Origin of the sequence: Exiguobacterium sp. s22 (genome assembly GCF_018617455.1) — a bacterium.
Lineage (GTDB): Bacteria > Bacillota > Bacilli > Exiguobacteriales > Exiguobacteriaceae > Exiguobacterium.
The window spans coordinates 13,764-27,624 of record NZ_JACSKD010000009.1 but is presented as its reverse complement, the minus strand read 5'-3'; the positions used below and the strand labels follow the sequence as shown (position 1 = coordinate 27,624).

At 50.0% G+C, this 13,861-nt stretch carries 16 protein-coding genes and 2 riboswitches; of the genes, 7 read left to right on the top strand and 9 right to left on the bottom strand.

Features of this window, described 5'->3' with window-relative positions; genetic code table 11:
- From KNO94_RS13060 to mtnK, 4 genes are read right to left on the bottom strand one after another with little or no spacing between them, the layout of a single operon-like run.
- Positions 1 to 1,374 carry a sugar ABC transporter ATP-binding protein gene (locus KNO94_RS13060; protein ID WP_214780389.1) on the bottom strand — a complete coding sequence of 458 codons (1,374 nt, stop codon included), beginning with the start codon at positions 1,372 to 1,374 and terminating at the stop codon, positions 1 to 3.
- Positions 1,374 to 2,453 carry a sugar ABC transporter substrate-binding protein gene (locus KNO94_RS13055; RefSeq protein ID WP_214780387.1) on the bottom strand — a complete coding sequence of 360 codons (1,080 nt, stop codon included), beginning with the start codon at positions 2,451 to 2,453 and terminating at the stop codon, positions 1,374 to 1,376. The genes KNO94_RS13060 and KNO94_RS13055 overlap by 1 nt, the downstream gene beginning before the upstream one ends.
- Complete coding sequence (gene mtnA / locus KNO94_RS13050; protein ID WP_214780385.1) at positions 2,446 to 3,480, bottom strand: S-methyl-5-thioribose-1-phosphate isomerase; 1,035 nt, start codon at positions 3,478 to 3,480, stop codon at positions 2,446 to 2,448. The genes KNO94_RS13055 and mtnA overlap by 8 nt, the downstream gene beginning before the upstream one ends.
- Complete coding sequence (gene mtnK, locus KNO94_RS13045) at positions 3,477 to 4,628, bottom strand: S-methyl-5-thioribose kinase (protein WP_214780383.1); 1,152 nt, start codon at positions 4,626 to 4,628, stop codon at positions 3,477 to 3,479. The genes mtnA and mtnK overlap by 4 nt, the downstream gene beginning before the upstream one ends.
- Before the next feature lie 82 nt (positions 4,629 to 4,710).
- A riboswitch (SAM riboswitch) is annotated at positions 4,711 to 4,813 on the bottom strand.
- A 205-nt stretch (positions 4,814 to 5,018) separates the two neighbouring features.
- A riboswitch (SAM riboswitch) is annotated at positions 5,019 to 5,120 on the top strand.
- Between the two features lie 72 nt (positions 5,121 to 5,192).
- Here mtnK and KNO94_RS13040 point away from each other — a divergent pair.
- The 4 genes from KNO94_RS13040 to KNO94_RS13025 are packed head-to-tail and all read left to right on the top strand — an operon-like array spanning position 5,193 to position 8,164.
- Positions 5,193 to 6,356: a 2,3-diketo-5-methylthiopentyl-1-phosphate enolase gene (locus KNO94_RS13040; RefSeq protein ID WP_214780381.1), complete on the top strand. Its 1,164-nt coding sequence runs from the start codon at positions 5,193 to 5,195 to the stop codon at positions 6,354 to 6,356.
- Positions 6,353 to 7,003: a 2-hydroxy-3-keto-5-methylthiopentenyl-1-phosphate phosphatase gene (locus tag KNO94_RS13035; RefSeq protein ID WP_214780379.1), complete on the top strand. Its 651-nt coding sequence runs from the start codon at positions 6,353 to 6,355 to the stop codon at positions 7,001 to 7,003. Before KNO94_RS13040 ends, KNO94_RS13035 begins: the two co-directional genes overlap by 4 nt.
- Positions 7,000 to 7,617, top strand: a complete 618-nt coding sequence (locus KNO94_RS13030) for a methylthioribulose 1-phosphate dehydratase (RefSeq protein ID WP_214780377.1) — start codon at positions 7,000 to 7,002, stop codon at positions 7,615 to 7,617. Before KNO94_RS13035 ends, KNO94_RS13030 begins: the two co-directional genes overlap by 4 nt.
- A 13-nt stretch (positions 7,618 to 7,630) precedes the next feature.
- The gene (locus KNO94_RS13025; RefSeq protein WP_214780375.1) at positions 7,631 to 8,164 is read left to right on the top strand and encodes a 1,2-dihydroxy-3-keto-5-methylthiopentene dioxygenase; all 534 of its coding nucleotides are present in this window, start codon (positions 7,631 to 7,633) and stop codon (positions 8,162 to 8,164) included.
- A gap of 34 nt (positions 8,165 to 8,198) precedes the next feature.
- On the opposite strand, the gene KNO94_RS13020 is transcribed toward KNO94_RS13025, so the two are convergent.
- Complete coding sequence (locus tag KNO94_RS13020) at positions 8,199 to 9,029, bottom strand: TerC family protein (protein WP_214780373.1); 831 nt, start codon at positions 9,027 to 9,029, stop codon at positions 8,199 to 8,201.
- Between the two features lie 255 nt (positions 9,030 to 9,284).
- Between KNO94_RS13020 and folE2 the strand changes: the two genes are divergently transcribed.
- Positions 9,285 to 10,196: a GTP cyclohydrolase FolE2 gene (gene folE2, locus KNO94_RS13015; protein ID WP_012727487.1), complete on the top strand. Its 912-nt coding sequence runs from the start codon at positions 9,285 to 9,287 to the stop codon at positions 10,194 to 10,196.
- Between the two features lie 38 nt (positions 10,197 to 10,234).
- On the opposite strand, the gene KNO94_RS13010 is transcribed toward folE2, so the two are convergent.
- The 4 genes from KNO94_RS13010 to pta all read right to left on the bottom strand — a co-directional run bounded on the left by KNO94_RS13010 (position 10,235) and on the right by pta (position 12,522).
- On the bottom strand, positions 10,235 to 10,399 hold the full coding sequence (locus KNO94_RS13010; RefSeq protein WP_214780371.1) for a hypothetical protein: 165 nt from the start codon (positions 10,397 to 10,399) through the stop codon (positions 10,235 to 10,237).
- Positions 10,399 to 10,698, bottom strand: coding sequence for a rhodanese-like domain-containing protein (locus KNO94_RS13005; RefSeq protein WP_214742200.1), 300 nt, complete (start codon positions 10,696 to 10,698; stop codon positions 10,399 to 10,401). Before KNO94_RS13005 ends, KNO94_RS13010 begins: the two co-directional genes overlap by 1 nt.
- Positions 10,699 to 10,736: 38 nt before the next feature.
- Entirely contained in the window at positions 10,737 to 11,456 is a 720-nt protein-coding gene (locus KNO94_RS13000) for a DUF2711 family protein (RefSeq protein ID WP_214780369.1), read from the bottom strand.
- 76 nt (positions 11,457 to 11,532) lie between these two features.
- Complete coding sequence (gene pta, locus KNO94_RS12995) at positions 11,533 to 12,522, bottom strand: phosphate acetyltransferase (protein WP_214780367.1); 990 nt, start codon at positions 12,520 to 12,522, stop codon at positions 11,533 to 11,535.
- Between the two features lie 338 nt (positions 12,523 to 12,860).
- Here pta and hemQ point away from each other — a divergent pair, with 338 nt between their 5' ends.
- A complete protein-coding gene (hemQ, locus tag KNO94_RS12990; protein ID WP_214742202.1) occupies positions 12,861 to 13,637 on the top strand; it encodes a hydrogen peroxide-dependent heme synthase in 777 nt (258 codons plus the stop codon).
- A 75-nt stretch (positions 13,638 to 13,712) separates the two neighbouring features.
- A complete protein-coding gene (locus KNO94_RS12985; RefSeq protein WP_012727492.1) occupies positions 13,713 to 13,859 on the top strand; it encodes a hypothetical protein in 147 nt (48 codons plus the stop codon).
- Positions 13,860 to 13,861: the final 2 nt, after the last annotated feature.

Here is a 13,861-nt window from a genome sequence, read left to right as displayed (position 1 = left end):
TCATGCGCCTCCTTTCTCTGCAATTTGTCCACGGTCGAGCCAAAGAATTCGATTGGCGACCCGTTCGAGCTCGTGTCGCTCACTCGAGGTGAACAACACGGTCTTCCCTTGTTTCGCGAGTGCGATGACGCGTTCATATACGTCTTGTTTCGCTGCGATATCAATTCCTTTTGTCGGTTCGTCGAGCAGATAAATGTCTCGGTCTTCGAGTAACCATTTGCTAAAGACGACCTTCTGCTGGTTTCCACCACTCAGCTCACGAACCGGTTGTTTCACGTTCGCATAACGGACGCGAAGCGATGCCAATACGTCCGAAACGCAAGTTGCCTTTCCTGCGACAGCAATCACGTTCCGCTTAATCGTCTCGTCTAGAAATAATCCATGACGACGTCTCTCCTCTGGAACGAGTGCAAACCCTTCACGTACGGCATCGGTCGGTTCTTTGATCACATGTTCTTTTCCATCGATTGTGATGGATTGACGAATCCCAGAAAGACCGAACAAAGCTTCCATCAGTTCCGTCTTCCCACTCCCCGTCAATCCTCCAATCCCGAGCACTTCTCCGCGATACGCTTCAATCGAAATCTCGGATTGGAACGCCGGAAGGGTCAACTGCGCGGACAAACAAATCTTGTCTTCCGGCACCGCCTTTTCTAACGCCGCATCAAATGTTGTCCCACTTAAAAATGTCTGTACTGCTTCTGAAGAGAGCAATTGGTACGGTCCATCGTACACCACACGTCCGTCCCGAAGAAACGTAGAAGTCGACGTGACCCGTGTGAGCTCGTTTGAACGATGCGTGACCAATACAATCCCGACTCCTTCTGCTGCAAGCTTCTGTAACAATTCAAGTAAGGCGTCGGCATCCGTTTCCGATAAGGCAGCGGTCGGTTCGTCGAGGAGCAAATACTTAGCATCGCTCTCGAGTGCCCGAGCGATGAGAAGGCGCTGTTTCACGCTTAGTGGGAAGTGACCGGCTGGACGCGTTGGATCGACCTCTAAACCGACTCGGGACAATACACGTTTCGCTCGCTCTTTCAAACGTTGCGGACGAATCCGTTTCACCGTCTGCCATGGAAGGACGTTCTCATATACAGGCAAGTCCAAATAGAGCGCATCATCGACTTCTTGTGACACCGTGATGATGCCATGACGAATCGCTTCCGCTGGTGTGAGGCGGATTGATTTTCCATCAATGGACAACTCGCCGGACGTCGGTTCAGCCGTTCCGTTTAGTAGTTTGATGAGCGTACTCTTACCGGCCCCGTTCAGACCGAGAAGCCCATGAATGTCTCCCGGCTTTAAACTGAAGGATAGTTGATCGAGCACCGTGACGTCACCATATTGTTTCGTGATTCGTTCCAAGCGAATCATCAGTCTGTCTCCTTCATCCAATCCGACCATGCCGCATTCGATTCGCCCCAACCTGGCACGTACTGTCCAAGGTCATCCATCGTGACAGGCTCATCCGGCAAGACATCACGGTCCACTAGATATGGGTCGACCGAATGAATGGAAGGCGTCTCTTCCCCGACCACTTTTTGATAAGCGTATCGGACTTGAATGCGGCCGATTTCGGCTGGATCTGTGGCAGCTGTCACTTTCCACGGACTCTCCTCTTCTTGCATGAGTTGCAAGTCTTCGTCACTCAAGTCAATCCCGTAAACGGCAATCTCGTCACGGCCTGCTTGCTTGATGGCACGGCTCGCTCCTTTGGCGAACTCGTCCCACATCGCAAACACCGCATCGATTTCGCCTTCCGGGTACTTCTTCAAAATCGCCTCCATCTGGCTTTGCGTATCGAGCGCCGTGTTGTTCGTCGCCGAACCGAACTTCGCGACTTCCTGGATGCCCGGATACCGTTTCAAGAATGCATCATAAATCGTATGACGGCGTTCCATCGGTGTGAATCCACCGACCCAAATCGTGACGATGTTCCCTTCCCCGTCCAAATCTTCCGCGAGTGCTTTGAGCGAGCGCCATGCGAGTGAATAATCGTCTTGGTCGATGACCGTCACGCCTTCATTCGTCAAATCGTTATCGAATGCGACAACTTTGATGCCTTTGTCGAGCGCCCGTTGAACAGGCTCTTTCAAGGCATCGGCACGTCCGTGGTCAATCAAGATCACATCGACTCCTTGCGTCGTCGCCGTATCGACATAACTCGCCATTTTCGACAAATCATTTTCGGCGTTATACACTTTCACGTTGCCACCGAACGCTTCGACTTGCTCGGTCACCCCTTCGATATATTGCGAAGAGAATGTCCCAATCGACATCTGCATGACGAGGGCGACTTCTAAATCTTTCGGAAGCGTCTCATTTGAGACGTTGACGGTTTTCGCTTCCGTTTTACTTGTTGTCGCGGTCATTTTCGGTTGCGCCTGTTCGTTCGTGCATCCGGCAAGTGCTAAGATGACGGTCAACAGGAAGAAGATGATTTTTTTAGACATATGTGTTTCCTCCTACATGTTCTACAATGACCGACTCGGTCGGTTCGAGCACCCCTGTCTCTGTGATCAGACCGGTGATGAGTTCGGGTGGGGTCACATCAAACGCCGGATTGAAGACGGTGATGCCGACGAGTGCCGTCGGATGTCCCCCGATATGGGTCACTTCATGCGCGTCCCGTTCCTCGATTTGAATCGTGTCATCCGCTTCCAAATCAAACGTCGAATGTGGGGCTGCCACATAGAACGGGATGCCATAATGCTTCGCCAAAATCGCAAGTTGGAGTGTACCGATTTTATTGGCCGTATGACCGGTACGGGTGATGCGGTCCGCCCCGACGATGATGGCATCGATTTGTTTCGTCTGGATTGTCCAGGCCGCCATATTATCCGTGATCAATGTGACGTCGATGTCCGCCCGGTCGAGCTCCCATACCGTCAACCGTGCCCCTTGAAGCAATGGACGGGTTTCCGACGCGAACACCCGAAACGGGATGCCTCGCTCTTTCCCGACATAGAACGGCGCGAGCGCGGTACCGTACCGTGACGTGGCAATGGCACCGGCGTTACAAATCGTCAATACATTGCCACCAGCGGGTAACACGGTGAGCGCATGCTCCCCAATCGTGCGATACGTGGCCACGTCTTGTTCATAGATTTCAATCGCACGCTGCTTGATGGCTTTTGCAATCTGTTCAAAGTCCTCCCCCACATTCAGTCGAAGGAGTGATTCGATGACATGCTGTAAGTTGACCGCGGTCGGTCTTGTCGCAATCAATCGTTGACCGACTTGATTCAATTGGAGGTGAAAATAGGGATTGTCTTGCAGGCGTGACGCTTCTTTCGCAAGGACGAACGCCCCAAAGTAAGCGATGGCCGGCGCTCCCCGGACTTGAAGCGATTTGATTGCCTGTTCCGCCTGTTCGAGCGTCAGCACTTCGATATATTGCTCTTCTTGCGGCAATAGTGTCTGATCTAAAATCGTCAACACTTCCGTGTCGGCATCGAAATGAATACTTTGCACACTCATACGCGCACCTCCGACAAGACTGGGATCAGCTGATCGATGGATTGAATCTGATGACGCTGTTTGATGAGACGCGTACCGAGCTCTAAGGCGTGGCGTTTCCGTTCGATGCGAAGGTCATCCGGCAATGTCTCTAAGTCGGCGACCCCAGCTAAACCGACCGTCCGTCGAATCAATTCGCAGCCTGCGTAGCCGATGGCGTCACTCAAAATGGATGGCAACAGTTCGTCCACGAATCCTACTGTGTTGAACGGCTCTGCGGCCTGTGTAAAGCGGGTACGGAACGTTTTCTCGAACGTCTCCCAGACGGTGAGTACTTCGGTGAAGCGTTCGAATCGTTTCAACGGATGCGCATACGTTGAGAACACCAGATGAGCAATGATTTGACCAATGTCAAAGCCGAACGGACCGTAAAACGCAAATTCGGGATCGATGATTTTTGTTTCTTGACGGGTCGCAAAAATGCTTCCTGTATGTAAATCCCCGTGCAGTAGCGCTTCGTGCTTCGTCACGAACCCAACCTTCAATTTGGTCACTTCAATTTTCAAGGCGAGGTCTGACCACAGCTGCTCCACGTTCGGACGAAGGGCCGCTTCGATTTGATTCGAATCTGCATCGCGATACGGGTCGGTGAAAATCAGCTTTTCCGTGATATCGCATAGCTCTGGATTGTAATACTCTTTTTCGATTTGTTTTTTCACGAGCGGGCCGTTCGCGTAGTCAGACGTCGCAAACAGGGTTTCACCGAGAAACGTACCGACGTGGCGGGCTAAATTCGGATAGCTCTCTCCTTTTAGGAAGCCCGTCCGAACAATCTCAAACGCTGACAGATCTTCCAAAATCGTATAGGCGAGTTCACGGTCGCTACCGAGTACATTCGGTACGAACTGAGGAACGACCTTAGAAAATTCACGGAGTGCCAGTTGTTCGATCCACGACCGGTCAAGCGTGAGCGGCCAGCTCTCCCCCACGACTTTTGCGTACGGCAACGCTTGTTTCACAATCAATGACGTCTCTCCTTGTCGAATACGAAAGACGAGATTTAAATTGCCATCCCCAATCTCCTCACATTCTGCAATCCCCTCTTCTAGTAACCCCAACTGTCGAACGTGTTCGACGACACTCTGTTCTGTAAACGCCTCATAAGCCATGATGGTTTTCCCCTTTCTTAACGCTATGCATGAAAAAAGCCCCTTTCTCCGCGAGAAAGAGGCACACCCAAATTGGTTGTTCCTCTCATCTTTCAGACATGTGTCTGGTGGATGTAGCACCGTGCCAAATGGTCGGTTGCTGCGGCGTCTTAGGGCCAATTCCCTCTGCCAACTCGCGATAAGAGTAAATGATGTAATTGTGTTTGACGTGTTGAGACGAATATTACGGACTAGGCATGCTAGTTGTCAATCCTCTATTTTCAGTCGCCCACTTATTTTCGACACGCATATATAGAAACATTATTTTTAAACTTTTTTTCTCAAAAAAAGGAATTGACGAGTGAGCGATTCTATGTAAAAATTCAATTAAATTTCACAACTTCACAACTATTCTTATCAAGAGCAGACGGAGGGACAAGCCCGATGATGTCGCAGCAACCGACCAGAAATGGCACGGTGCTAATTCTTGCAGCTAATGCTGAGAGATAAGAGTTCATTGTTTTTTTGAATGACCTCTTGCCAAGCCAAGAGGTCATTTTTTGTTTGACCTGAAAGGAGGAACTTATGGGAATCATCGCTACTTATGAAATCAAACATACCGATCACGTCGAGCGTGTAGCTGAGAAGATCGCACATGAGCTGACCGTCGGGACATGGACCGAATTGAACCATCTCGAGCAACATCAACTACAGGCGTTCCGAGGTGAGGTCATCGCCACGTCCCAACAGGAAACGACGAGTCGCTTCTCGATTCGTTACCCGCTACATAACGTGACACCAGATTTTTCGTCCATTCTGACGACGACATTCGGTAAGCTCTCTCTCGACCCGAGTGTTCAACTTGTCGACCTCTCGCTTCCAGAGGAACTCGCACCGGACTTTCCAGGTGCCGCATTCGGAGTTGAAGGGGTCCGCGACATCCTTCGAGTACACGACCGACCGCTCGCCATGAGCATCTTCAAAGGCGTCATCGGACGTGACCTTGATTTTTTGGCGACACAACTTCGTGACCAGTTTACAGGTGGCATCGATCTCGTCAAAGACGATGAGATTTTATATGACAATCCGCTCACCCCATCGCTCGAACGGGCACGGGTCGGGGCATCGATCATCCGGGAGCATAAAGAAACAACCGGTCGCTCCGTTCTATACGCGGTGACGTTGAGCGGGCCCGTTTTCACCTTACGCGACCAGGCGAAGCGATTGATTGAGGCAGGCGCGACCGCACTCTTATTCAACGTATATACGTATGGGCTCGACACGTTACGAGAGCTCGCTAAAGATCCTGAGATTCATGTCCCGATTTTGGCACATCCCGCTTTTGCCGGAGCATTGACCGGATCGGTTCGCCATTCCCTCCTCTTCGGGAAACTGATTCGACTCGCCGGGGCGGACTTGACGCTCTTCCCATCGCCATACGGTTCACTGTCGACACCGAAAGACGAAACACAACAGATTCAAACGTATGCGACGGAATCCCATTGGACGAAACCGATTCTGACGGTCCCGTCTGCCGGGATTCACCCAGGACTCGTCCCGGACTTGATTCGAGACTTCGGAACGGATGTCGTCATCAATGCCGGCGGTGGGATACACGGACACCCGGACGGTGCGGCTGCCGGTGCGAGGGCATTCCGCCAAGCAATCGATCAGGCAGATCAGGCAATCGGTAAGACGAGCGAGACCGATGCGTTATCGACTGCGTTAGATGCGTGGGGTGCGCGATGAGTACGCACGTCATCTGTGACTTCGACGGAACCATCACGGAAGAAGATAACATCATCGCGTTGATGCGACAATTCGCCCCACCTGAATGGGTCGAACTCAAAGATGGTGTGTTGAACCAAACGCTCTCCATTCGAGAAGGCGTCGGTCAGATGTTCAGCTTGCTCTCGAGTGACCAAGAAGAACAGTATCGTGACTTTCTGCAGTCGACCATCACGCTTCGACCAGGGTTTGTCGAGTTTTTACAAGAGACAGAGTCGCACGGCTTTCGATTTGATGTCGTCAGTGGGGGCATGGACTTTTTCGTCCATCCGATTCTAGAAGGTCATGTCGAACCGGAACACATCCACTGCAATCACGTTGATTTTTCAGGAGAGACAGCGCGCGTCACGTGGCCTCATTCATGCGATGTCCATTGTTCGAACGATTGTGGATGCTGCAAGCCGACGATTGCCCGACAGATTGTCTCACCTACCGACACGTTGATCGTTATTGGGGATTCTGTCACCGATTTTGAAATCGCCAAACGTGCCGACGTTGTGTATGCGCGCGGTCAACTGATTTCACTTTGCGAGGCGGAAGGAATTCACTATGTTCCGTTCGAGACATTCCATGACATTTCAGCTCACATGAAAGGAGTGAACGTATGACCGTACAAGAACAATGGGTCGAACTTGCCGACATTAAAGACGAGCTCGCCGCACGAGACTGGTTCCCCGGGACGAGTGGCAACCTGGCAATCCGCGTATCGGACGACCCGTTGACATTCCTCGTGACGGCAAGCGGTCGTGATAAACGAAAGCGTACCGATGAAGACTTCGTCCTCGTCGATGCGACCGGTCAATTGATTGGAGAACAGTCAGGCAAACCGTCGGCTGAGACGTTGCTACATGTCGATATCTTTAACAACACGAACGCAACCTGTTCGCTTCACGTGCATACGGTCGACAATAACGTCATCTCGGAACTGTATGCAGCACAAGGTCACGTGACGTTCACAGGTCAAGAAATCATCAAGGCGCTCGGTTATTGGGAAGAGACGGCAAGTGTCCGGATCCCCATTATCGAGAATCACGCGGATATCCCGACGCTCGCTCGCGCATTCGCCCCACATGTCACAGGCGATGCCGGTGCCGTCCTCATCCGAAACCACGGGATCACCGTTTGGGGTGAAACGCCCGCTGCGGCAAAACGTTATTTAGAGGCATATGAATTTTTATTTAGCTATTCATTAAAACTACGCGCCTTAGGCGTCCATTCATAAGGAGGAATTTAAAATGGCAACGATTTATTTTCAACAGACCGAAGAACGCGTCAGCGACCAACAAGAGGTACGTGACTTTTTAGCATCACGAGACATCCTATACGAAGCATGGGACATCGCGAAGTTACCGGCTTCCCTTCAGGAAAACTACCAACTGACAGACGAAGACAAAGAAGCCATCTTGGCGACGTTCCGTGACGAGATTCAAGATGTATCGGCAAGACGCGGTTACAAGACGGCTGACGTCATCTCTCTATCCGATTCGACACCGAACTTAGACGAACTGCTCGTCAACTTCCAAAAAGAGCATCACCATACAGATGACGAGGTTCGTTTCATCGTCAGTGGTCACGGCATTTTTGCCATCGACGATGCTGAGCGCGGATACTTCAATATCGAGCTCAATCCGGGTGATCTTATCTCGGTGCCGGTCAACACACGTCATTACTTCACGTTGCAAGAAGACCGTCAAGTTGTTGCTGTTCGTATTTTTGTGACGACCGAGGGCTGGGTGCCGATTTACGAAAAAGAAAATGTGCAGGCATAAAAAAAGGTCTCTCGCTTAAAACGAGAGACCTTTTTTACTGTTTGACCGCTGTCGGTTTCGATGAGAACCAGCCCCATGTCGCAATTCCGACCATGACTGACCAGAAGAAAATCGTCCAAGCTGTCGAGTGGACGAATCCGTCTGGGAGTCCCATGAATTCGAACGGTGTACCGGCAATCAATTCCTTGAAACCTGGGTGTTCAAGTACGAGGACCGTCAACTTGACCCCGACCCAACCGACGATGATGAAAGCAGCCGTTTCGAGGGATGGGCGTTGATGGAGCAACTTGACAAAAATACGGGCGGCGAATCGCATCAAGACGACCCCGATGAGTCCTCCCGTCAAGACGACGAAGAACTGACCTGAGTCAATCCCACCGATTTCTCCGAGACCAAGCGGTTTGACACTCACAGCGAGCGCGACTGCTGCCAAGATTGAGTCGACCGCAAAGGCGATGTCCGCAAATTCGACTTTTGCGACAGTGAGCCAAAATTCTTTCTTCGACACCGGCTTTTCAGTGACAGCCGTCTCTTCTTTCGCTTCAGCCGCCAAGTCTTGCTTCGGTTCTTGGCCTCGTGCCTTATACGTCATATACAAGTGTCGACCACTCATTCCAATCAGATAAAATGCACCAATCGCTTGAACTTGCCATACGTTGATTAAGAACGAGATTAAGAATAATGCGATAAATCGGAAGACGAACGCCCCGAGAAGTCCATAAAATAATGCCTTTTTCTGTTCTGTACGCGGTAAGTGTTTGACCATGACGGCCAAGACGAGCGCGTTGTCTGCAGATAACAAGCCTTCTAAACCGACGAGCACGACGACGATCCAGGCGTACTGCAGGATTAACTGCCAATCCATAAAAACCTCTCCTTTTGTCTTTCGATTCCTACATATTTAATAGTGATCTTTTTTTTAAGTTCACAGGACCATTTTATTCCCGTTTCGGAAGTAAATCAATCCTCTTTCTTTCATATATGAATGAATTCGTGACCTTCACACATTCAAAACATGTTATGAGAGCAAAATCATACCCGTTCAGTCATCATTTCGTGATAAAATCCTAACAAGAACGAGTGGTCCTTTGAACCGCTCTAAAAAAAGGAGAATCCGATTATGTCTACAAGCCATGTCGCTTTACCTACTAAAGCAGAACGACATAAATTGTTCGGGTCGGTCCCACCGATTAAAGGAACAAAACCGACCGAGAAAGAACAAATGGTCGATTTACAAAATACACCGAAAAACTTCTTGTTCGCTCTCGACAGTGTTGGGATCTCGAACGTGAAGCACCCTGTGAACGTCGAAACGCCAGAAGGGGTTCAGTCGACGGTTGCCACATTCGAATTGACGACATCGCTCGTTCAAGATCGTAAAGGAATCAACATGTCTCGATTGACAGAGCAGCTCGACGCGTACCATCAACAAGGATGGACAGTATCGAACCGTTCGTTAATCGAATTCGCACAGGAGCTCGCCGAGCGTATGGAACAAACAGAAGGTCAATTGACAATCCGTTACCCATGGTTCTTCACGCGTAAAGCACCTGCGACAGGTCTTAGCGGTTTGATGAACGCGGACGTCATGCACCGTGTGACGTACAACCTTGAAACGGGCGTCGCAAACGTGACGGTCGGTCTCGTCATCAACGTCACGACACTTTGCCCATGCTCAAAAGAAATCAGTGAATACAGTGCCCATAACCAACGTGGGTACATCACGATTGAAGCCGGACTTGATGAGACGTCAATGGACGGGTTCGATTGGCGTGCAGCCCTTCTCGATGCAGCGGAGTCAAACGCCTCAGCACCACTCCACCCGGTCCTCAAGCGTCCGGATGAAAAACGTGCGACGGAAATCGCGTACGAAAACCCACGTTTCGTCGAGGACATGGTCCGCTTGATCGCAGCTGACTTGTACGAGATGAAACAAGTCGTGAACTTCTTCGTCGAATGCCGTAACGAAGAATCGATTCACCAACACGATGCCATCGCATCAATCACATTCGATAAGCGTCAAGACGCATAAAAAATGCGGAACCTCTGTTAAAGAAGGTTCCGTATTTTTTATAGACTTGTCACGAGTTCAATCGTCAACAAGATGATGATGAGCATCACCCACGCTGCCCAGACGAGTCGCCACTTCTCCCAGTCAAATCGCTTCATCACCGCATAGACCGTCAGATAAAGCGCGATGAGAAGCGGTACGACGACCCAAGGATTTTCTAACATCACGCCTCAATGTCGCCATCCCAAGCGAGCATCCCACCGTCGACGTTGACGACTTTGTACCCTTGCGACTCTAAGTAATCACACGCCGTCTGACTTCGTCCACCTGAGCGACAGATGACGTGATACACATTGTCTTGTGCCAACTTTTCTGTCACTTGTGGGAATTCTGATAATGGATAGAGTGGCACGTTCGGGATATGCCCTGACTCATATTCATCTTGCTCGCGCACATCGATGATATGGAGAGACTCCCCGTTCTCTAATTTTTCTCTTAATTCTGTCGCATGGATGCTTTGCATACATAGTTCCCCTTTCAATCATGGATTCCTCTTTTAGTTTACCTCAGCTTATGCTCCGACAAACTCCAGTTGATGGTCGTCTCAGCGTCACAATAAAATCCCTCGAGCTCGCATCGTTCGACGACCTGTTCGATCAACGCGCGATTGCCACAAAACAACGTGAAATGGCTATCCCAAGGTGGTACGATGAGCCACTCATGATGGTAACCGAAAAACGTCCGATGTTGCATGCCCCACGTATCAGCGGCTAGCGTCTCACTGAGATGGATGAGATGCCGTTCCGTACAAAATTCGTCCCCGGTCCAGATCCATCCTTCTCCCATCTCTAAGAGTACACGCAACACTTGATTCTTTTGTAGATTCGACAGTTCCCCTTCACCTGGTGGAAGCACATTCTCACGTTCGCAATATTCGATGATGTGATTCGCCCCTGCTCGATCTTCGGCATGTGGTTTTAGCGCCCTAATCATCGTTCGGAGCGCATGATCGATACGGCTCACGTCACGAAAACCTAGTCTTCGCCTCATCTCTTCCCATGTAACGGCCCGAAATTGCTGTTCGACCTCGTTTTTGTCCAGATCGGCATAACAATCAACCGCGACGGAGTGATCTATTGGAGCAAGGAATGGATGAAACGCGATGAAGACAGTTTCAAATACCCCTTCATAATACGTCTTAATTGGGTAGTCATCACCACCACCAAACATGGCGTAACGATGTCCTTCAGGTAACAAAACGCTTTCATCTAGTTCGTCCATTTCAACACTCCTTTCTTGAATAGTTTATAACGGACCATCAAAAAAAGCACCCTTCTATAAGAAGGATGCTCCGGACTTACGCTTCGTTGCGCTCGTCGATTGCTTGTGCTGCTGTGATGAGCGTCAATTTGTAGACGTCCTCTTCGTTACAGCCGCGTGATAAGTCGTTCACTGGTTTGTTGAGACCTTGAAGGATTGGGCCGATCGCTTCGAATCCACCGAAACGTTGAACCATCTTGTAGCCAATGTTCCCTGCTTCAAGACTTGGGAAGACGAATACGTTTGCCTTACCAGCAACGTCAGAACCCGGTGCTTTCTTCGCCGCTACGCTAGGGACGAATGCCGCATCGAATTGAAGTTCTCCGTCGATTGGAAGGTTCGGTGATTTTTCTTTCGCCATGCGTGTCGCTTCCACGACTTTCTCTGTTTCCGGTGACTTCGCAGAACCTTTCGTCGAGAAGCTAAGAAGCGCGACTTGTGGGTCGATACCGAACGTCTTCGCTGTAGCTGCCGACAAGAACGCGTTCTCTGCTAAGTCCGCTGCGTCTGGTGCGATGTTGATCGCACAGTCCGAGAAGACATATTGCTCGTCGTCGCGTACCATGATGAACACACCTGACGTCTTTTTGATACCTGGTTGCATTTTAATGATTTGTAGTGCCGGACGTACCGTATCAGCCGTCGCGTGCATCGCGCCTGAGACAAGACCTTCTGCTTTGCCTGTGTGAACGAGCATTGTGCCGAAGTAGTTCACGTCTGATGTAAGGAGTTCGCGCGCTTGTTCAGCCGTCGCTTTCCCTTTACGACGCTCGACGAATGATTCGACGAGAACATCGATGTCTTCGTATGTCGCTGGGTCATATTGTGTCAAACCTGAGATGTCGAAACCGTGTTTCGCCGCAACCGCTTCGAGATCTGCTTTCGCACCGACGACGATCGGTTCTACCATGCCGTCTGCTTTCAATCGAACAGCGGCTCCAAGAACACGCTCATCGATACCTTCCGGGAAGACGATGGTCGGACGAACCGGGCTAACTTTTTGCTTCAACGTTTCAAATAATTTCATAACGAATGAACCCCTTTTCTCAATTTACAGCATGACTGCTAATGGTTTTGCCGTTGACTTGTGTCTTTACGCGATTTCAATTATACACAGTACCCTTTTCAAAATAAACTATTCTGCCCATTTCGCCATAAATCGCCTAGAATCAATCATTATATGAATAGAACAGTTTCGATAAATCGACTGATACAGCCATTTTTGTAGCCGTTTTCATGTTTCTGTCCTCTGTTCTTTACCCGTCATGAATCGTGATAACCCTCACAGTGCCTCAAAGTTGCCAGTCAGTGAAGCGTGTATGGTAAAATAGACGGCGAAGCCAAGTCCCGAAAGGAGATTTTTTTATGTCAGAACGTCCAGTACCTACAACAGATACACAACATGCCGCCGCCACATTAGACGGATGGTATTCACTCCATGATTTCCGTACGATTGATTGGGCTCGTTTGAAACTCGTTGATGCTGAAAAACGTCAACAGATGATTGACGAGTTCACAGCGTTCCTCGCTTCTCTTGAAGAAGTGGAAGCAAAAGGTGAAGGAAGCCACGCCTTCTACTCGATTCTCGGTCAAAAGGCAGACCTCGTCTTGATGGTGCTTCGCCCGACATTCAACGAACTTGAAGACGTCGAGCGCGCATTCCGCAAAACAGCGCTATACGACTATATGATTCCATCGTATTCATACGTGTCGGTCATCGAGCTCGGGATGTATCGCGGATCTGGAGATGGGGACCCGTATCAAAACCCTCATATCCGCTCACGTCTCTATCCGACACTTCCAAAAGCCGCACACATCTGTTTCTATCCGATGAGCAAAGCTCGTCGCGACGGCGACAACTGGTACATGTTGTCGATGGATGAACGTAAGGACCTCATGTATCGCCACAGCATGATCGGCCGTAGTTACGCCGGTAAGATTCAGCAGTTCATCGGTGGGTCGACTGGATTCGACGCATGGGAATGGGGCGTCACACTCTTCGCTGAAGATTCACTTCAGTTCAAGAAAATCGTTTACGAGATGCGTTTTGATGAAGTGAGTGCGAAATACGGTGAGTTCGGCGACTTCTACGTTGGGAACATCTTACCGAAAGAAAATTTGAGCACATTCTTTAGCGTGTAAAAGGTTTACGCGTATAACACCTCGGGAATTAAGGATGATGTAAGCAAGTAATCTTAATTAACGAGGTGAACAACGATGCGCGTGTTTAAAGAAACCGATCGTGACACTGCGGAACGTTTAGATTCGTTCATCGAACGAATGGCACCGACAGCAGAATTAGTCCAACATCGATTTGAAGAGCAACTCAAACATACACAGCAAAAGGGTCAGGCGAGCGCCTGACC